The organism is Paenibacillus sp. FSL R7-0189, from assembly GCF_037969925.1.
Taxonomy (GTDB): Bacteria; Bacillota; Bacilli; order Paenibacillales; family Paenibacillaceae; genus Paenibacillus_AQ; species Paenibacillus_AQ odorifer.
On record NZ_CP150223.1, the window covers coordinates 4,480,825 to 4,504,987 of the forward strand.

Genomic DNA, 24,163 nt, shown 5'->3' on the forward strand with positions numbered 1-24,163 from the left:
GCAAATCAATGTTGGAAAATATGAAAGGCGCCATCTTTGATCTGGACGGCGTGATCGTAGATACAGCCAAATATCATTATTTGGCGTGGGCGAGTCTTGCAGATGAGCTTGGCTTTAAATTCACGGAGGAGGATAATGAACGGCTTAAAGGTGTGAGCCGGCTGAGATCGCTTGATATCCTGCTGGAAGTGGGTGGCCTGGAATTTGAGGAAGCAGAGAAGCAGGCAATGGCGGAGAAGAAAAACCGCCTGTACGTAGAATACATTTCTCGACTCGAGGAATCGGAGCTGCTGCCTGGAGTGAAAGAATACCTAACAGGATTGAGATCACGTGGGATTGGGATTGCGCTAGGATCAGCCAGTAAGAACGCTGAGTTTATTTTGAATAAGCTGAACATTACAGACTTATTCGATGCAGTTGTTGACGGCAACAAAGTGTCACTAGCCAAACCTGACCCAGAGGTATTCCTGATCGCGGCTCAAGAGATAGGCTTGCAGCCGGATGGATGTGTTGTGTTTGAAGATGCTGAGGCAGGCGTTCAAGCAGGTAAAGCTGCTGGAATGAAGGTTGTAGGTATCGGCAAACCTGAGGTGCTGAAAGAAGCTGATCTGGTCGTAAAAGGATTGTATGAGCTGCTGACAGACTAAATTTCTAAATGAACAAGGGACCGACTCCAAAGTAGCGGATGACTTTGGGGGCGGTCTTTTTTTGTGCAAAGTCTCTGTATTTAGCTAGCTCAGACTGTCTATCGGACCTCATAGTCGCTATTAGCCAAAATTCGGCTTATTTGCGAACCTATCGGACTCCATAGTCTCTATTGGCTCGAAAAGCCCACATATCGCGTATGTTTGGAACGAATAACGCCTCTGGAGTCCGAAACTCCTCGTAAAAGCCAAAAATCAGCCAAATAGCAGCATCTGAGTCCGATCGCTCATCGTGAAGGGGTGTGTGGGAATGTAAAACGCCGAATAAGTAGTTAGCTACACATTAAGTAATCCAAAAGGTTAGTATTAAGCTCAGACGGTGATCGGACCCCATAGTCGCTATTAGCCGTATAGTAAATAATTCAGAAGGTTAGTCAAAAAGCTCAACAGTTTATCGGACCTCATAGTCTCTATAAGTAATAATTCGGCTCATATGCGAACCTATCGGACTCCATAGTCGCTATTGGTTCGAAAAGCCCACATATCGCGTAGTTTGGAACGAATAACGCCTCTGGAGTCCGAAACTCCTCGTAAAAGCCAAAAATTAGCCAAATAGCTGCATCTGAGTCCTATAGCTCATCGTGAAGAGGGCGTATGGGAATGCAAAACGCCGAATAAGTAGTAAGTCGCACATTAAGTAATCCAAACGCTCAACAAGCAGCAAAGCCGCACATCCGGTAATCCTAACGCACAACAAGCAGCTAAATAGCACATCAAGTAATCCAGACGCCCAACAGCAAAGCACATTCAAGTATTGAAGTACTTGAGTGTTCAAGTGTTCAAGAACATACATCGCACTTCTTCCATATAGAGTTCATTCCTCCTAGCCCCACGCAGTGGTCTTTACGCCGTCCGCCCCTTTTTCTGTTTGCGGTTTTTAAGAGTTCGTTGATGGAGTTGCGAAGTGGAGGTTTGGAGCTGGAGAAACGCCAGTGGTCGCCTTTATCCTCGGATTTCTACCGCTCAGCGGTATAAAATCAGGAAATCTGAGGATAACAGCGATCGTAAGCCCAAACGCTCCACGTAGTGGCGAACATATCATCGTGCTCTTTTTATCCGTCCAACAGAAAAAACTACATACAAATGAACATAAAAAACTTTAAAATAAACATATGTAAGCGTTTATCACTTTGATATAGTTATTGAACCCGGAGGTGCATCTCGATGTTGTCTAGGCTGATTCGGCCGATTCTGAAGCTGAACGTCAAACAGCAGCTTATCCTGCTGTTTCTGATTATGATCTCGCCCATTCTGTTTTTGAACATTTACGGGAATATGAAGGCTGAGCAAATTCTGAAGCGCCATGTGACGAATGCTTATGTAGAGCTGAACAAGCAAAACTTCACCATCATTAACCGAGATATCGATACCGTAAATAAAATTACTACCACTGTAATTCAAAACCCTCTGATTCAGCAGATTAATATGACGGGTTCGGATACCATCCTGGAGCGGGTTAAACGCTATGAGACGATAGAGAAGCTGTTGGTCAGTTACTCGCAGGGAGCTGAGCGTGGGGACGGCATCTATTATTCCCTTTATATATACGATCCCGAGGATTATTATTTTTTTGCACCCAATTTCCCACAGGTTAAGAAGGCGGGGGTATATTTCTTTTCCAAAGCGGAAGAGCCATATTGGTTCGAGGAGGTTGTCCAGAAAAAGGGCCGCGGATCTCTAAAATTCACAGGGAAGCTAAGTGCGCAAGCGGAAAACTTGAAGACTCTTACCTATATGAGAGCTGTCAATAACATCTCCAGGAAAGCTGAGACTATTGGGGTCTTAGTCATTACCAAGATGGACGCGAAAATCGGAGAATCCCTCAAATCCATATCGTTGCCTGATGGTGATATTTACTTAACGGATCTGGATAATCGTGTACTCGCTTCTACTACGAATAATACTGGTGAGATCATTACGTTGCCGGAAACGGTCATTGCTGAGGATTTGGAAGGTACCGTGGATGTTATTACCTCGGATTTTATTTATGTGGTCAATAATAACCACGCCTTAGGACAGAAGCTAGTCTACAAAATCGCCGTAAAAGCACTGCTGCAGCAACAAAACGAAATGAAAAGTGTGATTCAATACATAACTGTGGCCTATGCTGTTTTTGGATTAATCATGATTACTTATTTCTGGCGTTCATTAATGACGCCTTTGCAAAAGTTAGCCTTTTTCGTCCGAAAGTTTGAGCCAGGCAATCGTGTCCCTGAGACGCCAAAAAGAGGGAGTAACGATGAGGTCAGTGTGCTGATTGGATCTACCTATGACATGGCCCGCAGGCTAAATGGACTAATTACTTATAAATATCAGATGGAGCTAAAACAGAAGGAATCACAGCTTCAACTGCTCTATCAGCAGATCAATCCGCATTTGCTCTACAACACTTTAGAGAGTATTTACTGGAAAAGCTCGCTGGAAGGCAACGTTGAATCCGCCGAGATGATCAAGGAATTATCCAAGCTTATGAAGATTAGCCTCAGTCGGGGAAGGGAGCTGATTAGCCTTGAAGAAGAGCTGGAGCATGCAACGGCCTATATCAAGCTGCAGCAGCACCGGTATGATTATATATTTCGTGTTGTAATGGAGATTCACCCAGATACGAAAAGAAATCTAATTCCTAAAATTACCCTGCAGCCGTTAATTGAGAATGCTATTATTCATGGTGTCAAAAATATGGGCGAGGATGGGGAAATCATCATTAGCGCAGTTTGTGTGGACGATACCGTCGAGATCACTATTGAAGATAACGGATATAAGTCTGTTGATTATCAGGCCATTGAAGCTGTGCTGAATGACGACAGTCCAAATCCGGCCAGCGGTTACGGGATTCGCAACATTAACCAGCGCATACATTTACACTTTGGCTCTGATTATGGCATCAGCTATACGCCTCGTAAAGAGGGCGGTACATTGGTGACGGTTAAGCTTCCGAAATCAGAGAATCAGGACTAAGGAAGGGGAGCATACAGATATGTTCAATATATTAGTTGTGGATGACGAACCTTTGATTTGTAAAGGGCTGAGCAATTTATTAGCTTCTTCGGGGTTAAACATAGACCATATTTATACAGCAAACAGTGGTTTTGAAGCGCTGGACTGCATTCGGATGGAGGAAATAGACCTGCTCGTTACTGATATTCAGATGGGCGCAATGAGCGGGATTGATCTAATGCAGCATGCAAAATTGGCCAAACCCTGGGTACAGACCATCGTGATTTCTGCACACGAGACATTTCAATATGCGCAAATGGCGGTTAGGCTTGGCGCGAAGGATTATTTGATCAAACCTTTGAACAGTGAGCAATTTCTGGATTCGGTGCGAAATGTGCTGCTTAAGATGGGCAAACCATCACCAGAATTGGACATTTTCATGTCAGGGATTAACGAAAGCTTTCGGCTGGAAGAGCCGCTTCCGGAATACAGCAAGTTATTAAATGAGCTGCTCAATGAGCCTGAAGGTGTACTGTGTGATGCAGAACGCTTACAAAAGCTGGATAACCTGAAGCTGCAAGGGCCGTATTTTTCCGTCTTAAAAATTAAGGTGCCTCTGGCTGGAATGAATCAGGAGAAGCACTACACCCTGCGGGACAGACGGCTTCTTTGTTATGCCGCGCTGAATATCGCCAAAGAGCTGATGGATCAGGAGTGGAACTCGACAGGCTTTTACGCAGAGGATGAAGAAATAACGATCATTATTCAATGGGATGAAAAAAGCTATGAAGATTCGTCTGCCAGTCAAATCAATAGGCTAGATATTCTTGGCCGCAGTCTTCATTTTAATATTCAAAAATATCTGCACTTAAATGCAGTCATCGGCATCAGCCAGATTCTCAAGGGTCTATCATTTATGGCTGTATTGAACCGTCAAGCCTCCAAAGCCATTCTTTGGAATAATGAACATAATGACCATTATGTGTTTTACTACGGGGATTTTAATTGGAACAGCTACACAACCGATCCTTCAGTAGAAGAGCTTCATACACGCAGCAATCTGATTGTAGAGAAAGCAAGAGAGTATATTGACGAGAACTATGCGCAAAAAGGATTAACCATCCATGAAGTGGCTAAGAAAAACCATGTCAGTCCTAATTATTTGAGCTATTTGTTTAAGAAAAATACAGGTTACAACCTGTGGGAATATGTAATTAAGCTGCGGATGGAAGAAAGCCGGGACATGATTTTGAACACTGATCTTCGCAGATACGAAATTGCCGAGCGTGTAGGTTATGAATCACCGGAGCATTTTAGTAAAATTTTCAAAAAATATTATGGGATTAGCCCCAGTGAATTGAAGAAGTAAAAACACATACTACTTCGGTAGATTTAGACATGTTCAGTACAACCCTCATTTTCTACAATTTAAGGTAGGAAGCATTTTGCGAAAAATGCTGAAAGAAAAATGGAATGAGGGAGCCTGATGAATCAAACCGCAGTTGTATCCGAAAATCCGCCGGCGCTGAAGGGTACACCTTACAAGCAAAACCGCTGGAAGAAAAACTTTTGGGGATATATGTTCCTCGTACCTGCTGTGATTATTTTTGTAATGTTCCTGTGGGTGCCAATTTTTAAAGGCTTGTTGTACAGCTTCTACCATGTTGATTTTGTAAAAGGGAATAGCTTTGTTGGCTTTGAGAACTACGCTAGAGCCCTTAGTGATCCAGATGTTTTGACCGCGTTAAAAAATACGGGGTATTACATGCTTCTATGTCTTATTATCGGGTTCTGGGTTCCGATTGCTTTTGCCATTATGATCTCGGAGCTGAGAAGGTTTGGGGGCTTTGTACGGGTAGCGGCTTACCTTCCTTTCGTTATGCCTGGTGTGGTTCTATATGGACTCTGGAGATGGATTTATGATCCGGTGGGCCCAATCAATGCGGTATTAAGCTCGCTTGGTGTGGACCAGGTTGCCTTCCTGACAGATACAAGGTGGTCGATGATTTCTCTTGTTTTTATGGAGACGTGGCAGCAGTTTGGATCAGGGATGTTAATATACTTGGCTGCTGTACTCAGCATTCCGCGGGATTGGTATGAAGCAGCTGAGATTGATGGGGCTGGTGTGTGGGCACGTATAAAGTACATCACATTGCCTTCGCTACGTAATTTGATCATTTTGATGTTGATATTACAGATTATCGGGACTTCACAAGGGTATCAGTCACAAATGGCGCTGCTTGATGGTGGGCCGAATAATACTACGCTTACCTATGCGCTGCTGATCGTAAAATATGCTTTTACGCGACTCGATTATGGAACAGCGACTGCGCTTGGCATGCTAATGTTCATTGTCCTAGGTGGTTTGGGCATTTTACAGTTCAAGCTTAACAAGGAGGACAACTAAGATGAAGAGCGCAGATAGAGGGATTCTCTCAGAACATGATTTGAAAAAAACAAGCAATAAGATCGTTTATGGCTTGATGTGCGTGGTTATTTTGATTATGGTGTTCAGCATGCTGTATCCGATCTGTATGACGTTATTTAACGGACTGAAATCGAATCAAGAGGTGAACTCATTCCCACCGCATTTTTTCCCGCAGGAATGGCACTTCAGCAACCTTAAGGAAGCGATGAATTACATTGATCTGCTGATGTTCCTTAAAAACACCATTTATATTTTTGTGGGGAATATGGTCGTGACACTAGTAGTATTGGGAATGTCTGCTTTCAGCATTTCTCGTATGAATGTCCCTTACAGAAAGGCAATTTATTTCTTTTTCCTGATGACATTGTTTATTCCGGCGACCAGCTATATGATTCCCAACTTTGTCAATCTAAAAGAGCTTGGATTACTAAATCAGTACGCAGCATTTTGGCTGCCGGCTGGTGCGAATACATTCTATTTTCTACTCTTAAAGAACTTTTTTGATGGGATACATCCTGAAATTTTTGAAGCCGCGCGGATTGACGGTTCCTCTGAGCCGAGAAGCTTTTTCTCCATTGCAGTGCCATTGTCGGTTCCGATTTTTGCTACGCTGGCGATCTTTATCTTTTCTACAGCATGGAATGACTGGTTCTGGCCATCTCTGGTTATGCACAGTGAAGAGAAATATACGCTCGCGACAGCAATCTATAAATACGTTATTAATGTAAAGGCACTTAATACGAATATTAAATTCGCCATCCTATTTATCGTATCGTTGCCGCCGATCCTTGTCTTCCTGATCTTCCAAAAGTTCATTATGCGTGGCGTCGCATTATCAGCAGTTAAGGGATAAGCAAGGATCGACGGATTTAGTCACGGATCGTAAACATGCACATGAAAGGAATATAAATGCACCTCGTTTGTAAACGATTTCTCTTTTATGATCGATATGTAAGATAACTATGAATTGAAAAGGGGAGTTTCAATGCGTAAGTACTCTAGCGTGCTACTAAGCCTCCTTGTGGCCGGATCGTTGTTAACCGCTTGCGGCGGTAATAACAATAACGGAAACACGACAGGAAACAAGGAAGGGGAAGCGACTACTGCGCCAACGAATGCTGCAACAGATAATGCTGGCAGTGCTACAGCAGCGCCAACTGATGATATCACACAAAGAAAAGTGACCATCAAAATTCACTATCCAACCCCTGACCTAACCGAAGTTAGAGCACAGGAAGATGACAAGATCAAACGTTTCCAAGAGGAATATCCGAATGTTGAAATCGTCAAAGACGATTGGCAGTACAATGTAAGTGAAATCGGCATCAAAATGGCAGCGAATGAAGCTCCAACCTTCTTTAACACCTACGCTACAGAAGCAAAATTCCTAGTTGAAAAAGGCTGGGTAGCTGACATTACGGATCTGTGGAATAAATACGAATTTAAGGATCAAATTAACCCGGTTCTCCAAAATCAATTTATCATTGACGGTAAAGTCTTCGGCGTAACTCAAAAGGGTTATGTAACAACCACAATGATCAACAAAAAAATGCTGGACGAAAAAGGCGTTGCTGTTCCACCTATGGATTGGACTTGGGATGATATGCTGAATACCGCGAAAGGCGTAGCTGATACCAAAAAAGGTATTTCCGGTATTGCTCCAATGGGTAAAGGGAATGAAGCAGGCTGGAACTGGACCAACTTCCTGTTCGAAGCTGGCGGTGAAATTCAGAAGATAGAAGGCGGTAAGGTTGTAGCTACTTTTAATTCTGAGGCTGGGATTAAAGCGCTGGATTTCTACAAGAAACTTAGATGGGAAGCAAACGCGATTCCTCAGGACTGGGCACTGGGCTGGGGTGATGCTGTAGGCGCATTCCAACAAAGTCGTACAGCAATGGTAATGGCTGGATCTGACGGTGTTATTGAGCAAGCGTTGAATCAAGGCGGTCTGAAACCAGAAGATGTACTTACGTATCCAATGCCTGCAATGGAAAAAGGCGGAAAACACACCGGGGTACTTGGTGGTGACTACCTTGTAATCAATCCAAATGCAACACCAGACGAGCAAGAAATGGCATTCCGTTATATTACATTTGATTACTTCTCCGATAAAGGTCTAGAAGCACTGGATGCGGTTCTGCAACAACGTACAACGGATGGTAAATACTTTATTCCGCCGCTCTTAGATTACTATTCTGCAGATTCTGACTTCGGCAAGAAAACGAAAGCTGTGTATGATAAATATACAAATGTATATCAATACAGCCCTGATATTTTAGGTTTGCTGGACGGTAAACCGGAAGCGCAATACAATACACAGGACTACTACGCAACCATGTCCAATGTAATTCAAGAGCTGTTCTCCAAAAAAGGAACAGATTCCAAGACACAGCTTGAAGCTGCTGCCAAAACAGTGCAAGAGAAATTCTTCGACACAATTAAAGTAGAATAGCTAGGAAGAACAGAACCGGCTCCATAGGAGTCGGTTTTTTTATGTTTATATTATTGATATTTTTATAAATCAACACGACGGGGGGGCATCCCACTATTTTTTAGAGACCAATGGAAAAATAGAGTGTCAACAAAATTAGGTTTGCTTTTTTAAAATATTTTTGCGAGCGGAAAGGTAGAAAATGGGTATCAGTTCTTGTCTTTTTAAACATAAACTTTAAATTTAAGAAATAATAAAGCATAAATAATGGTAAAAAATCTATAATATGATCGAATGAAAGCGCTTTGAAAACAAATCAAAAAAACTTTATACTTTGTGAAAGATTTCACTATACAAGGTGGAAATGATGTGATAAGATAAATGTGTAGAGAAAAACAACCTAAAAATTGACAGGAGGACGAGGGAGATGGCAGTTAAGAACGAAGTCGCCGCCCAAGTTAAACAAACTACCGCTGAAGAGTATATTCAGACTTTAGTGGATAAAGCGAAAAAAGCACATGAGGCATTCATGGCGCTGGATCAAGAGCAAGTTGACACAATCGTTCATGCAATGGCGTTGGCTGGACTCGACAAACATATGTACCTCGCTAAATTGGCTGTAGAAGAAACTGGCCGCGGGGTTTACGAAGACAAAATTACTAAAAACATCTTCTCGACAGAATATATCTGGCACGGAATTAAATACGATAAAACAGTAGGCGTTATTGAAGACAATGCTTATGAAAGCTTCCAAAAAATTGCTGAGCCCGTCGGAATTGTAATGGGTATCACACCGGTAACCAACCCTACATCCACCACGATGTTTAAAGCGTTGATTTCGATTAAGACACGGAACCCTATTATATTCGGTTTCCACCCATCTGCGCAAGAGTGTAGTGCAGCTGCTGCTAGAATTCTTCATGATGCGGCTGTAAAAGCTGGCGCACCTGAGAATTGTATCCAATGGATTGAAATGCCAACAATGGACAAAACAAACGCTTTGATGAACAACCCTGACGTTGCACTTATTCTCGCAACAGGCGGTTCAGCAATGGTAAAAGCAGCTTATAGCTGTGGTAAACCAGCTCTTGGCGTAGGTCCTGGTAACGTACCTGCATTCATCGAAAAGAGCGCGGATATCGATCAAGCCGTAACGGACATCATTCTTTCCAAAACATTTGATAATGGTATGATCTGTGCTTCCGAGCAAGCTGTTATTATCGAAGAACCAATCTTTGATCAAGTGAAAAAGAAAATGATCGCTAATGGCTGCTACTTTGTTAACAAAGAAGAAGCTGCCAAACTTACTAGCGGCGCTATGAACGTTGATAAATGTGCGGTTAACCCAGCAATCGTTGGACAATCCGCAGTGAAAATTGCTGAAATGTGCGGCATTCAAGTTCCTGCCGGCACTAAGATTCTGGTAGCAGAACTTGAAGGTGTAGGCACTAAATATCCATTGTCCGCTGAAAAATTGAGTCCTGTGCTTGCTTGCTACAAAGTTAAAAACGCAGATCAAGGTATCGAACGCGCAGCACAAGTTGTTGAATTTGGTGGTATGGGCCATAGTTCGGCTATCCACTCCAACAACGAAGAAGTAATCATGAAGTTCTCCAACCGTCTGCAAACAGGACGTATTCTCGTTAACTCGCCTTCCACTCATGGTGCGATCGGCGATATCTATAACACTAACATCCCTTCGTTGACGCTGGGCTGCGGATCTTATGGTCGTAACTCCGTGTCGCAAAACGTTACAGCAATTAATTTGATCAACGTGAAAAGGGTGAATCGTCGTACCGTGAATATGCAATGGTTTAAAGTACCTGACAAGATATATTTCGAAAAAGGCGCTACTCAGTACCTGACCAAAATGCCTGATATCACACGTGTCGCAATTATCACTGACCCAATGATGGTTAAGCTCGGATATGTTGAGAGAGTTGAACATTACCTGCGTCAACGCCAAACTCCTGTAGCGATAGAAGTGTTCTCGGAAGTTGAACCAGATCCATCGACAACTACAGTTGAAAAAGGTACAGCAATGATGAACAGATTCCAACCGGACTGCATCATCGCACTTGGTGGTGGTTCCCCAATGGATGCTGCAAAAGGAATGTGGTTATTCTATGAACATCCAGACGCAGACTTTAACGGTCTGAAACAAAAATTCATGGATATCCGTAAACGGGTTTACAAATTTCCTAAACTTGGAAACAAAGCTAAGTTTGTAGCGATTCCAACTACTTCGGGTACGGGTTCGGAAGTAACATCTTTCGCAGTTATTACCGATAAAACAACTGAACAACACACTAAATATCCTTTGGCTGACTACGAGCTAACTCCAGACGTAGCTATCATTGATCCAGAGTTCGTATATAGCTTGCCAAAAACTGCTGTAGCTGATACAGGTATGGACGTATTGACACATGCCATCGAAGCTTATGTATCTGTTATGGCGAGTGACTACACTGATGGTCTGGCAATTAAAGCAATCCAATTGGTATTCCAATACCTTGAAAAATCGGCGCTTGAAGGCGACAGAGTTGCCCGTGAGAAAATGCATAACGCATCAACACTTGCTGGTATGGCCTTTGCTAATGCTTTCCTGGGTATTAACCACAGTTTGGCGCATAAATGGGGCGGTCAATATCACACTGCTCACGGTCGTACTAATGCGATCCTTATGCCACACGTTATTCGTTACAATGCTAAGAAACCTACGAAGTTCGCTTCGTTCCCTAAATATTCACACTTCGTAGCTGACGAGCGTTATGCAGAAATCGCCCGTATTCTGGGATTGCCAGCTCGCACAACTGAAGAAGGTGTAACTAGCCTGATCAATGCTATTCGCGATATGAACAAAAAACTGGGTATCGAAGAATCCTTCCAACAACTGGGCTTTGATCCTAAGGATTTTGAATCCCGTGTAGATTACTTGGCTGACCGTGCATTTGAAGATCAATGTACAACTGCCAATCCTAAGCTGCCACTGGTATCTGAACTTGCAGATGTGTACCGTAATGCTTTCTACGGAAGATTTGATAATTAATATTTGGTTAAGTAGATAATAGGATGGTTGTGGACTAGATATAAGTGACAAATATCACCGGAAAGGTGATATTTGTCACAGTCTATTTATAGAAAATAAACTAAAATGTTTATATAAACAACGGTCCCATACATGGAACAATGATTGTGAATTTTCGAACAACCATATCTTTCTTGGGATCACGAGACACGGGATCAACCTTCAAGCCCGCGATCTCTACAAATATTATAAATATAGATGGAGGGATTTAGCATGTCGGTGATTGAAAAAGATGTACAAGAAGTGAAATCCGGTTGGAGAAGTTTTACAAAAGGTAAATGGTCCAGAAAAGTTGACGTTAACAACTTTATCGCAAGTAACATTAAGCCTTATGAAGGAAACGAAGAATTCCTCGTAGGACCTACTAGTAACACAACTGAACTATGGAAGATTATTTCCCAATTGAGCAAGGAAGAAAGAGAAAGAGGCGGCGTATGGGATGTTTCCCTAGATACTGTCTCCACAATCACTTCACATGCTCCAGGCTACATTGACAAAGACAAGGAACAAATTGTAGGCGTACAGACTGACGCTCCTTTCAAACGTTCCATCCAGCCATTTGGCGGGATCAAGATGATGGTTGATGCTACGAAGGCTTACGGCTTCGAGCTTCCACAAAACATCGTTGACATGTTTACGAACATTCGCAAAACGCATAACCAAGGCGTATTTGATGCATATACACCAGACATGAGAGCTGTGCGTAAATCCGGCGTAATTACAGGTCTTCCTGATGCTTACGGCCGCGGACGCATCATCGGCGACTACCGCCGCATTGCTCTGTACGGTATTGATTTCCTCATTAAAGACAAAAAACAACAACAAACTGAGCTTGAAGTTGATTCCATGACTGAAGATATTATTCGTTTGCGTGAAGAGCTGTCCGAGCAAATTCGTGCACTTGGCGAATTGAAAGAAATGGCAGCCGCTCATGGTATGGATATTTCCAGACCAGCGACCAACTTCAAAGAAGCTACTCAATGGGTATACTTCGGGTATCTTGCAGCAGTTAAAGAGCAAAATGGTGCAGCGATGTCCCTAGGCCGTGTGTCCTCTTTCTTGGACATCTATGCAGAACGCGATATTGCTGAAGGTACTTTGACTGAAGAACAAGTACAAGAAATCGTCGATCATTTCGTAATGAAACTGCGTATCGTGAAATTCTTGCGTACACCTGACTATAATGATCTGTTCTCCGGTGACCCAACATGGGTAACTGAATCCATCGGTGGTATGGCTGAAGACGGAACAACTCGTGTTACCAAGAACAGCTTCCGTTTCTTGAACACCCTGTACAACTTGGGTCCAGCTCCGGAACCAAACTTAACTGTACTGTGGTCCGAAAAATTGCCTGAAGCCTTCAAAAAATATTGTGCTAAGGTTTCCATTGAAACTAGTGCAATTCAGTATGAAAATGACGATGTAATGCGTCCATACTGGGGTGAAGATTATGCGATTGCTTGCTGCGTATCTCCAATGCGTATCGGTAAACAAATGCAGTTCTTCGGCGCTCGTGCCAACCTGGCAAAAGCATTGCTGTATGCTATCAATGGTGGTATAGACGAAAAATCCGGAGCACAAGTTGGACCGGAATTCCCAGCGATCACTTCTGAATATCTGGATTATGACGAAGTAATGAAACGTTTCAAACCGATGATGGAGTGGTTGGCTAAAACTTATGTTAACACTTTGAACATCATTCACTATATGCATGACAAATATTCTTACGAACGTATCGAAATGGCGCTGCATGACCGTGACATTCTGCGTACGATGGCTTGTGGTATTGCTGGGCTGTCCGTTGCAGCTGACTCACTAAGCGCAATTAAATACGCCAAAGTAAAACCTATTCGTAACGAACAAGGTATTGCGATCGACTTCGAAACCGAAGGCGAATTCCCTTGCTACGGTAACAATGACGATGCTGTAGACAGCATCGCAGTAGAATTGGTTGAAACCTTCATGACTATGATCCGTAAAAACAAAACATATCGTGATTCTGTGCCAACTCAATCGGTACTGACCATTACTTCGAATGTAGTGTACGGTAAGAAGACAGGTACTACACCTGACGGACGTAAGAAAGGTGAACCTTTCGCACCGGGTGCTAACCCAATGCACGGACGTGACAAGAAAGGCGCCTTGGCTTCCCTGAACTCTGTAGCTAAACTGCCTTACTCCGATGCACAAGATGGTATCTCTAACACGTTCTCCATCGTACCTAAGGCACTTGGTAAAGACGAGGATTCCCGTAAGTCTAACCTGGTACACATGATGGATGGATACTTCCATAACAACGCTCAGCATTTGAATGTTAACGTATTTAACCGTGAACAGCTGATGGACGCTATGGAGCACCCAGAGAACTATCCACAATTGACTATTCGTGTATCCGGCTATGCAGTTAACTTCATCAAGCTGACTCGCGAACAACAAATGGATGTAATCAACCGTACATTCCACGGTTCGATGTAATTTGTTTCTCTTTGAATTAGTACTACATTGAAATAATTGCAAGGAAGATACCGCCCTTGTCTCAAGGGCGGTAATATCTTGTTTGAGAATTGTTAAAATTTTAAATTTTATAGCCGCGATTTAGGGATATGACAGTCTCAAAGACAGGAAGCTTCATCGTTGAAAGAGGGACTGTTAGTCTGTCGTGGCGAAAGGATGACATCCTATGATTAAAGGTCGCATACACTCTTTGGAAACCTTTGGAACCGTTGATGGACCTGGTATTCGATTTGTCTTGTTTATGCAAGGCTGCTTGCTGAAATGTCAGTATTGCCATAACCCTGATACTTGGGCTTTAGATGAAGGTAAAGAAATGACTCTAGAAGAAGTGCTTTCGGAGATCGAGCCATATATAAACTACTATCGTTCATCCGGTGGCGGGTTAACTGTATCCGGTGGAGAACCAACCTTGCAGGCGCAATTTGTAAAGCAGTTATTCACGGAAGTGAAAAAACGTTGGAATCTGCATACCACATTAGATAGTAATGGCTACAACGAAGGTGACAAGATTAATGACTTATTGGACGTTACAGATTTGGTTATGCTTGATCTGAAGCATATTGATGAAGAAGCGCATATCAAGTTAACTGGTAAATCCAATGATCGAACTTTGAAGCTTGCACGCTGGCTCTCAGACCATAATCGTAAGATGTGGATCCGACATGTGTATGTACCTGGTATTCATGATCGTGAAGAGGATCTCATTAACTTAGGTCGTTATATTGGAACCTTAAATGGCGTCGAGAAATTCGAAATCTTACCTTATCATCAGATGGGTATCTATAAATGGGAAATGCTCGGCAAAGCTTATGAACTGGATGGAGTACCTTCTCCAACAGAAGAAGAAGTGCAACGGGCATATCGCTTGGTAGAAGAAGGTCGTAAGCAAACGGCATTGGTATAATAGATATATATTTTTAAGAGAGACCGTACCCTCAGTGGTTGATCACTGAAGGTGCGGTTTTTTGTTATGAGGAAGTAAAAAGGGAGGGGATAAAGCTCCTCTGAGGGGGTAGTTTTATACTATTCCTAATAAAGACATGCTATAGTTACACGTGGTTAATGGGATGGATAATAAATGAATATGTCAGGTAATGTGACTATTTGGATGTTTTATTAATTGTTTCTAGAGTGAAAACAAAGTTTTGTGATGAGAAAAACAAATAAATTAAGCGATTTAACATTTTTGTGTTATGTAATATAACTTATAATGTAGTTGATTCCGCTTACATTAGAGATTTTTATCCCTATAGTGGATGAATCTTAACCTTACGATAATGAAGTCTGTTTTCTATAATAAGAAGTGTAAAGCACATCAATATATAGGGAGGGTCACAAGAAATGAAAAAAAGTATGACTTTGCTATTGTCCCTGATTTTCGTATCATCAGCTTTACTGACTGGTTGCGGAGGCAACAACAATGAGTCTTCTAACAAAGGAGATGGAAACGCTACCGCGACTAATTCAGCCGCTACAAATGCTCCTGCAACAGAAGAACCGGTAAATAACGAGCCATTTGAAATGACGATTCGTCACACTCAAATCGGTGCAGACAAGCAGAAACGTCTGGCTATTCTCGAAGAAGTAGTTAACAAGGTACAAGAGGATGTACCGGGTCTGACCTTTAAACTCGATGGGGTAGATTCAGATGTAAACCGTAAAGAAAAATTGCGTGGTGAAATGGCTGCGGGTAATCCGCCGGAAATCTTCGATCTGTTCGGTAGTCCTGACTCCAAGATCTATGCTAAAGAAGGTAAATTACTTGACCTGACTCCAATTCTTGAGGAACTTGGAATTAAGGATAAATTCTCAAATCTTGATCCTTTCACTTATGAAGGAAAAATCTATGGATTGCCTATCGGTGGTTCTGGAGAAGGCTTCTTCTATAACAAAGAATACTATACAAGCAAGGGCTGGAAGGCTCCAACAACGTTTGCCGAATTGGAACAACAATTGGCTGATATCAAGGCTGATGGAAAAGTACCTTTGGCTGGTGCATCCAAAGCTGGTTGGGTACCACTTATGTTAGCTAACCACTTGTGGTCACGTTATGCAGGTCCAGATGTAACTGCTAAATTTGCAACAGGCGAAGCTAAATGGTCTGATCCAAATGTAGTAAAAGGATTTGCGAAATATAAAGAATGGGTTGATAAAGGCTACTTCAAAAAAGGCGAACTTGGCTTTGAATATGCTGAATACACAACACAATTTACTAGTGGTGAAGCGATCCTGCTGTATGATGGTACTTGGAAATCCTCCGTATTTAAAACTGGCCAATCTGGCGAAGGTTTGATCGGTAAAGTTGGCTTCTTCAATATCCCAGCAGTTGAAGGCGGAGCGGGCGACCAAACTGCATTGATGCGCGATGTGAACAATGGTTATGGTTTCTCTGCATCTGCTGAGAAAGATCCACGTCAATTGGCTGCTGTGAAATCTTTTATTAAAAACTTATTTAATGAAGAAATGCAATTGCGTGGACTTGTTGAAGATGGTGTATTGCCAGCAATGAAGATTGACCAAAACGTATTGAATGAGAATATTACTGATGATCTGATGAGCGAAATCGTAGGTGTACTTAACAACTCACAATCTTCGTTCCCAGCATTTGACTCTCTTGTTCAAGCTGATGTAACTACAGAAATCAGTAACATTCAAATTCAAAAACTGATTGGCGATCAGACGACTCCTGAGAAAATGGGCGAAGCTTTGCAAAAGGTACAAGAAGAAGCAAACGCAGCAGTTGAATAAATAGCTGCAAACTGAATGTACCCTGGTGCTAAATCCAGGGTACATTTTTAAAATCAAAGAAAATATGTGTTTGCACTTGATCTGAAGCATTCACTATTCGCCAGATGTCAAAGCAACCGGAGGTAGTCATGAATAAAGCATTAAGAAATCCAGTGGTATTTTTCCTTTTCGTTCTTCCAGCATTGATATTGTTCACGATGTTTTTCATTTACCCCATTTTCAGTTCTATTTATTACAGTTTTACCAGTTGGAACGGTGTATCGGAGACGGTTAAATCAGCCGGATTAAGTAATTATGAGAAAGCATTAGGAGATGAACGATTCTGGATATCCGTTAAAAACAACGGTTGGTTTATTCTTTTCTCCGTATGTATCCAGGTACCGTTGATCGTATTCTTCTCGTTATTGATTTCTAATGTGAAGAAGTTAAAAGGCTTATATAAGACAGCAGTCTTTATGCCTTCCATTATGTCTACAGCGGTTATCGGTATTCTCTGGGGGTTTATCTATGAGCCCAACATTGGACTTTTTAATAAGCTCCTTAGTCTAGTAGGAATTAATCCTATTTACTGGCTGTCAGATGAGAGATTTGCAATGCTTTCTATTTTGTTGACGAATGCTTGGCAGTGGACTGGATTTTATATCGTTATGGTCCTAGCGGCGATTCTAGCTATTCCTGGTGAATTGGATGAAGCTGCAGCCATTGACGGCGCAACCGGATTTCAACGCGCTACCCGTATCACGCTCCCACTAATCGTACCGATCATCTCGGTTGTAATTATGCTATCCATTGCTGGAGCAATGAAAGCGGCGGATATTGTCATCGTTATGACTAAGGGGGGACCTGCAGGTTCAACCGATGTAATGGCAACATACATGATTAAATATGCGATCACGAACTTTAAGTATGGATACGGAAATGCCATCGCTGTCCTGATCTTTGCGTTTACACTGGTGGTTACAGTCCTTTATCAGCTGCTGATTGCACGTCGTACAGAAAGGATTGAATACTGATGCCACGCGCCCTGAAAAAGAGTCTGCCACATATTGCCCTTTTATTCTATTTGTTAGTGATCCTGTTTCCTTTCCTATTCGTATTATTCTCATCTGTGAAAAAGGATAATAATGAGATTGCGCTTAATCCTTTTGGCATTCCAAAGGAATTCGTCTTCAATAACTACGTCGAAGCTTGGGTAAATGCCAAGATCAGTACTTACTTTTTCAACAGTTTGTACATTTCGATACTTGCTTCTGTAGTGTCCATTCTGCTTGCGTCTATGTTTGCTTTTGCGGTTACGCGGATGCGTCAGGGGAAATGGAATACTATTTTGTTCTCACTGGTTTTAGTAGGAATGCTCATTCCGAATAATGCTTTAATGCTGCCGATTTATACGATTGTACGTAAGTTAGGAATACTGAACACCCACTGGGCGTTGATCATTCCTTATATCGCCAATGCGATTCCGTTTACGATCATTATTTTAGCAGCATTTATGCGAAATTTACCTAGAGAAATAGAAGAAGCTGCGGTCATGGATGGCTTGAAGGCACCGGGTATCTTTGCTAGAATTATTGTACCTCTAACGGTTCCGGCTATGGTTACTGTATTCATTGTTAATTTCCTGGGAAATTGGAACGAGTTCTTGCTAGCTAACTACTTCCTGTCAAATGACGAGCTGCGAACGCTTCCAGTAGGTATGGTCCAATTCCGTGATCAATACCAGATGAACTATGCACAAATGTCAGCCGGTATCGTCTTCAGCGTCCTGCCGGTAATTATCATTTATGCTATTCTGCAGGAGAAGATTATTGAAGGTGTAACAGCGGGCGGCGTAAAAGGATAACTTTATTCTCAGTCAGGAGCACTAGCCGATGAATTTGCGCTATAAATTATTTACGGCATTTTTGGGCCTGATTATCATTCCTTTATTTATTCTAGGCATGCTTATGTTTTTTGTGACTTATAATTCTATTGAGAAAAAGTACAGCCAGCAGTCGGAATACTCACTTAAAGCGATTAGCTACAGTATTTCTAATGTACTAAAAGATATGGATAACGTTACAGACAACGGAATTGCTACCTCGGTATTTCATATGGCCCTTAGTGCAGATGATCCTACCAATCAGGATTTGACTGATGCTGAGCAACTGAATCTGAATGCGAGCCAGCGCAATTTCCGTAGTCTGTTGTTTAATCATCCATCGATCAGTTATGCGTTTTTGTACAATTTTAACGGTAGAGGTAACTCTGAAATCGTGTCGCTTTTTAACAAGGAAAATTTCCGAACGCTACCCTATGATACATTCAAAAAAAGTGATCTGTACCAGGAAGTTATGGACTTGAATGGTGTGCCGAAATGGCTGGCTCCTCACGAGTATCCCGAGCTTACGGGTACTGAACCTGTGTTTACACAAATTCGCTTAGTGAAGGAATTGAGCTTCTTTCAGAACATAGGTATCCTAGTTGTGCAGATCAAGAATTGGGAGTTCGAATCCATATTTCGCAATCTAAAAATTGGGGATAGCAATCAGGATGTTTCCTTTATGCTTGTAAATGATGATGGAATGATTCTTTTTGACCCAGATCAAAAGCTGGATGGACAGGACTTCCAGTCTTTCGCGGATAAAGAGATTACCTTTAAAAAAGGGTTTCAGAGTTTCAAAACAGAGTACAACGGGGAGAAAAGCATTCTTTCCATGTATCACTTGAAGGACTATCCATGGAGTCTGGTATCTGTGACTTCTTGGAATACGTTGTCTCACGAAGTTACAGTATTTGCTCGCTGGTTCGTCGCTGTGATTTTCCTTTGCTTATTGGCAGCTGTGATCTTCAATTTATTTTTTATGAACCGGATTACCGGCGGCATCGCCGTCATTGTTCGTTTTATGCGCCGGGTTGAAGACGGAGATCTGACCACTAGGGTAGAAGTTAAAGGAAATGATGAGTTAACGCTGCTTGCTAAGGGATTTAATGATCTTATGGATAAAATTAATGGGTTATTTAACAGAATTCATGTGGAGCAGCGTCGCAAGAATCAAGCTGAGATGCGTGTTCTGCAGGCACAGATTAAACCACATTTTTTATTCAATACATTAGAATCAATCAATGTTCTCGCTATACAGAATGAAGGTAAAAAAGTTAGTGAGATGGTCTACAGGCTGGCCAGTATTTTGCGAATTAGCATTCAGGATCGGGAAGAGATTACGCTGGATGAAGAAGTTAAACATTTGCGCAATTATTTGGATATACAAAAATTCCGCTTTGAAGATTTGTTCGAATATGAGATCGATATTCCGAATGAATTGATGAGTTGCGGTATCCTTAAACTCACTTTACAACCGCTTGTAGAGAACAGTATTCAACATGGATTTGAGGGCATTGATTACAAAGGTCATGTTTCTGTGAAAGTTTGGGAGAAGCAGGGGGATTTGATTTTACGTATTGAAGATAATGGTATTGGTATTACACCTTCTCAGTTAGCTATTTTTCAATATATTGTGAATGATCCTGTGGAGCAAGAAGTTAAGGTTGAACGGGATAACCGGATGAATCTTGAACGCAGAGGTCTTGGTATTCGCAGTGTAGCAGATCGCATCCGCATTGAATACGGTGACAGGTACGGAATATTTATCTGTTCTAGTCCAGGTCATGGTACTATTATCCAATGTGTCATACCTAAATACGAGCAGGGGGAAGATCATTATGCTAAAAGTATTATTGGTTGATGACGAAGCCCCAATTCTGAATAATCTGAACAGGGTATTGCCTTGGCAGGAGATGGGGATGGAGGTTGTCGGTATGGCGCGAAGTGGAATGGATGCTTTGCGTATTGCCGAGGAGAAACAGCCTGATCTTGTGTTATGTGACATCCGTATGCCAGTGATGGACGGGTTAACTTTTATCGGTAAGTTGCGGGAGATGGGATTGGATAGCGAGGTGCTGCTTCTTACCGGATATCAGGAGTTTGATTATGCACGTGAAGCGATTCGGCTAGGTGTTAAAGAGTATATTTGTAAGCCGATACATTATGAAGAGCTTGGCAATAAGGTACGGGAAATTGGGGCTAAGATCCGTAGTAAGCAGTTTAAGAATAAACTGTATAATAGCATTCCAATTTTTCAGGAAATCCCTGAAGGTGAAGATGATTCTGGCAAAAAAACACCGGATCAGCTGATGAACCAAGCAGCTAAGTACATCACAGAACATCTCCATTCTGATATTGGGATTGAGGAAGTGGCGAATAAGATCGGGATTAGTGGCAGTTATTTCTGTCTCTTATTTAAGAATCGTTTTGCTATGACTTTTGTGGAATACGTGACCCTACAACGAATTGAAGCTGCTAAGTTTATGCTAACTAACAGTGATAAGAGTATTACGATGATTGGCTCCGGAGTTGGCTATCAGGAGCGGCGTTATTTTACCAAGGTATTTCAGAAGCAGACGGGGATGTCGCCTAAGGAGTATCGCGACCGATGCCGGACCGAAGTGCAGTGAGGTCGGCGTCGCTCTGAGGAATGTTTGTTGCTGAGTGGTGAGGTTAGCGTCGCTCCAAGGAATGTTTGTTGCTGAGTGGCGAGGTTAGCGTCGCTCCAAGGAATGTTTGGACTTCCGGTCGCTGTTATCCTCAGATTTCTTGATTAGAAACCGCTATTAGCGGTTGAAATCCGAGGATAAAGGCGAACGCTACGCTCCTACAGTTCCAAACTTCCTCTCCGTTCCTTCTCCCTCACCCCTCTTCGTAGTAGTATAGGGGCCGTCCCACACCTACGGATGTGGGCCTTTCTGGGAACACAAGGGCTGATTGCCTAGTTAATCTAAGGCAGGCAGGTATTATCAACCAGCCCTTGGCGCTGTGCTGAAGAGAAAAGATTATCAACCAGCCTTAGCTGTGATGAAGAGAAAAGATTATCGACCAGCCCTTGGCTGTGATGAAGTACAAAGATTATCGACCAGCCCTTGGCTGTGATGAAGTACAAAGATTATCGACCAGCCCTTGGCTGTGATAAAGTACGAAGATTATCAACCAGCCTTTGGCTGTGATAAAGAGCAAAGATTATCGATCAGTTCTTGGCTGTGATAAATGCGATTAAGGTACATAAGCTATGATTAATTAAATTTTTTGCCTCTATTTAGAGGCTGAAGAGATGGTTATCCTCGATTTTCGAGGATAATCGTCTCTTTTTTTATAGAAATATAATATGTTCCCTATACTCCCATAAATTATCATATGTTTTAATTAGAGTGTAAGGAGGATACACAAAACGTTAGGCAAGCAAGAGTAATTGGGGCTTAAGAATGGGATGATGGAGAATGGGGGAACCAAAAATGAGTGTGACGAATCCTTCCGTCAGCTTGTCAGAAGTAAAGAAACCAGGCAGGGGAAGAACGCCGAATTTTCTTAGAGTAATGAAGAAATACTGGGTGTTCTATTTGATGATGTTACCTGCGATAGTGATTCTAATCATCAATAACTACATACCGATGTTAGGAACGGTAATTGCATTTAAGGATATCAATTACCAAAAAGGGATTCTGGGTAGTGATTGGGTCGGGTTAGCAAACTTCAAATATTTAATCTCGACGGAGACGGCCTGGATCATTACGAGGAATACGTTATTGTATAATACGGCGTTTATTATACTGACGCTATTTTTTTCGCTAGCTTTCGCAATTATGTTTAACGAAATGCGTAGCAGATGGCTATCGAAATTCCATCAAAGCGCTATGTTTCTCCCTTATTTTCTCTCTTGGGTCGTCGTAAGTTACTTAGTATACGGCTTTCTGAGTGCAGAGCATGGGTTCATGAACAAGACATTACTCCCGTTCTTTGGGGTAGATCCTATCGAATGGTATTCACAGTCTAAATATTGGCCTGGGATTCTTGTAATTGTGAAGATATGGAAAGAGATTGGGTATACAACGGTTATTTATATGGCCGCTATCATTGGAATAGATAATGAATATTATGAGGCGGCACTTATTGATGGAGCTTCTAAATGGAAGCAGATTCGAAAAATCACGCTGCCCCTGATCAGTCCAGTTATTATAGTAATGACGCTGCTGCAGATAGGTAGGATTTTTAACGCAGACTTCGGATTATTCTTTCAGGTTACGAGAAATGCAGGAGCGTTATACTCGACGACGCAGGTTATCGACACTTATGTATATCAGACCTTCCTTGCAATCGGTGATATAGGAATGTCTTCAGCCGCGGGTCTCGTTCAATCTGTTGTAGGATTTCTATTGATTTTCTTGGCGAATCTAGCAGTGCGGCGAATCAGTAAAGATGATGCTTTATTTTAAAGGGAGGTGGGAGTGTTGAGCCAGACAGAAACAGCAATAGGGTCGTCACGGCGTACAGGAAAGCGCACAAAACGGCAAAGACAACCCAATGAAATATCTAATATATCTAATTTGCTAATTAATATATTCTTTTGGATATACACAGCGATTTGTGTGGTGCCGCTGATCCTCGTAGTTATTGTATCGTTTTCGGACGAGAATTCCGTTATTCAGAACGGGTACAGCTTTTTTCCTAACAAGTGGGATATTTCTTCTTATGAATTTCTGTTAAAAGATTATTGGCAAATTATCGATGCAGCTTCCGTTTCGTTATTTGTGACTGTGGTGGGCACGATTCTGAGTCTTATCATTATGGCTATGTACGCTTACCCTATCTCACGTGGAGATTTTCCACATCGTAATTTCTTCTCATTTTTTATGTTTTTTACAATGTTGTTTAATGGTGGCCTTGTGCCTTGGTATCTGGTCTACACGCGAATGATGCATATGAAGGATACGTTATGGATTCTAATTATGCCGCTGCTGGTTTCTGCTTTCTTTGTTATCATCTTACGGACCTTTTTTGCCAATACCATACCACCAGCTTTAATCGAATCTGCTAAGATCGATGGGGCACCAGAATTCCGGATCTTCGTTCAAATTATTTTGCCTTTGTCTATGCCAGTGTTAGCTACAGTAGGTTTGTTTCAGACCCTGGCCTATTGGAATGATTGGTACCTTAGTTTGATCTTTATCTCACCCGAAGGTCATGTCAATTTACAATACCTAATGTATAAGACGATGCTGAATGTTCAGTTCCTGACTGCAAGTCCTCAGGCGATGGCTGCCTTAGCTGCACAAGGTGTAGAGATCAATATTCCGACAGAAACGGTAAGAATGGCGATGGCTGTTATTGGTATTGGACCTATCGTGTTTGTATATTCCTTCTTCCAGAAGTATTTTATTAAAGGGCTTACCGTGGGTGCTGTCAAAGGTTAAGGACGATTGTCATGGCTTAATTCGGCCGCTTT

16 protein-coding genes are annotated in these 24,163 nt (G+C 42.1%); all 16 read left to right on the top strand.

Going from position 1 to position 24,163, the window contains the following annotated elements; genetic code table 11:
- The first annotated feature begins 8 nt into the window (after window positions 1-8).
- The 16 genes from pgmB (at window position 9) to MKY63_RS19495 (ending at window position 24,131) form a co-directional block, all read left to right on the top strand.
- On the top strand, window positions 9-647 hold the full coding sequence (gene pgmB / locus MKY63_RS19420) for a beta-phosphoglucomutase (protein WP_051491264.1): 639 nt from the start codon (window positions 9-11) through the stop codon (window positions 645-647).
- Window positions 648-1,868: 1,221 nt separating this feature from the next.
- Entirely contained in the window at window positions 1,869-3,662 is a 1,794-nt protein-coding gene (locus tag MKY63_RS19425; protein WP_036682936.1) for a histidine kinase, read from the top strand.
- Window positions 3,663-3,681: 19 nt separating this feature from the next.
- Complete coding sequence (locus MKY63_RS19430; RefSeq protein WP_076141627.1) at window positions 3,682-5,010, top strand: response regulator; 1,329 nt, start codon at window positions 3,682-3,684, stop codon at window positions 5,008-5,010.
- A gap of 117 nt (window positions 5,011-5,127) precedes the next feature.
- A complete protein-coding gene (locus tag MKY63_RS19435) occupies window positions 5,128-6,048 on the top strand; it encodes a sugar ABC transporter permease (protein ID WP_076141626.1) in 921 nt (306 codons plus the stop codon).
- A gap of 1 nt (window position 6,049) precedes the next feature.
- The gene (locus MKY63_RS19440) at window positions 6,050-6,922 is read left to right on the top strand and encodes a carbohydrate ABC transporter permease (RefSeq protein WP_036682930.1); all 873 of its coding nucleotides are present in this window, start codon (window positions 6,050-6,052) and stop codon (window positions 6,920-6,922) included.
- 132 nt (window positions 6,923-7,054) lie between these two features.
- Window positions 7,055-8,521 carry an extracellular solute-binding protein gene (locus MKY63_RS19445; protein ID WP_036682927.1) on the top strand — a complete coding sequence of 489 codons (1,467 nt, stop codon included), beginning with the start codon at window positions 7,055-7,057 and terminating at the stop codon, window positions 8,519-8,521.
- A gap of 406 nt (window positions 8,522-8,927) precedes the next feature.
- Window positions 8,928-11,549, top strand: a complete 2,622-nt coding sequence (gene adhE, locus MKY63_RS19450; protein WP_038572553.1) for a bifunctional acetaldehyde-CoA/alcohol dehydrogenase — start codon at window positions 8,928-8,930, stop codon at window positions 11,547-11,549.
- 252 nt (window positions 11,550-11,801) lie between these two features.
- The gene (gene pflB / locus MKY63_RS19455; RefSeq protein ID WP_036682923.1) at window positions 11,802-14,063 is read left to right on the top strand and encodes a formate C-acetyltransferase; all 2,262 of its coding nucleotides are present in this window, start codon (window positions 11,802-11,804) and stop codon (window positions 14,061-14,063) included.
- Between the two features lie 205 nt (window positions 14,064-14,268).
- Entirely contained in the window at window positions 14,269-15,006 is a 738-nt protein-coding gene (gene pflA, locus MKY63_RS19460; RefSeq protein WP_036682920.1) for a pyruvate formate-lyase-activating protein, read from the top strand.
- A gap of 437 nt (window positions 15,007-15,443) precedes the next feature.
- The gene (locus MKY63_RS19465; RefSeq protein ID WP_036682919.1) at window positions 15,444-16,850 is read left to right on the top strand and encodes an extracellular solute-binding protein; all 1,407 of its coding nucleotides are present in this window, start codon (window positions 15,444-15,446) and stop codon (window positions 16,848-16,850) included.
- Between the two features lie 128 nt (window positions 16,851-16,978).
- Complete coding sequence (locus MKY63_RS19470; protein WP_036682917.1) at window positions 16,979-17,863, top strand: sugar ABC transporter permease; 885 nt, start codon at window positions 16,979-16,981, stop codon at window positions 17,861-17,863.
- The gene (locus MKY63_RS19475) at window positions 17,863-18,693 is read left to right on the top strand and encodes a carbohydrate ABC transporter permease (RefSeq protein ID WP_036682912.1); all 831 of its coding nucleotides are present in this window, start codon (window positions 17,863-17,865) and stop codon (window positions 18,691-18,693) included. The genes MKY63_RS19470 and MKY63_RS19475 overlap by 1 nt, the downstream gene beginning before the upstream one ends.
- Before the next feature lie 28 nt (window positions 18,694-18,721).
- Window positions 18,722-20,575: a sensor histidine kinase gene (locus tag MKY63_RS19480; RefSeq protein ID WP_036682911.1), complete on the top strand. Its 1,854-nt coding sequence runs from the start codon at window positions 18,722-18,724 to the stop codon at window positions 20,573-20,575.
- Entirely contained in the window at window positions 20,553-21,344 is a 792-nt protein-coding gene (locus MKY63_RS19485; protein WP_036682908.1) for a response regulator, read from the top strand. Before MKY63_RS19480 ends, MKY63_RS19485 begins: the two co-directional genes overlap by 23 nt.
- 831 nt (window positions 21,345-22,175) lie before the next feature.
- Window positions 22,176-23,153, top strand: coding sequence for an ABC transporter permease subunit (locus tag MKY63_RS19490; RefSeq protein WP_235219484.1), 978 nt, complete (start codon window positions 22,176-22,178; stop codon window positions 23,151-23,153).
- Window positions 23,154-23,168: 15 nt separating this feature from the next.
- A complete protein-coding gene (locus MKY63_RS19495; RefSeq protein ID WP_235219483.1) occupies window positions 23,169-24,131 on the top strand; it encodes a carbohydrate ABC transporter permease in 963 nt (320 codons plus the stop codon).
- The last annotated feature ends 32 nt before the right edge of the window (window positions 24,132-24,163 follow it).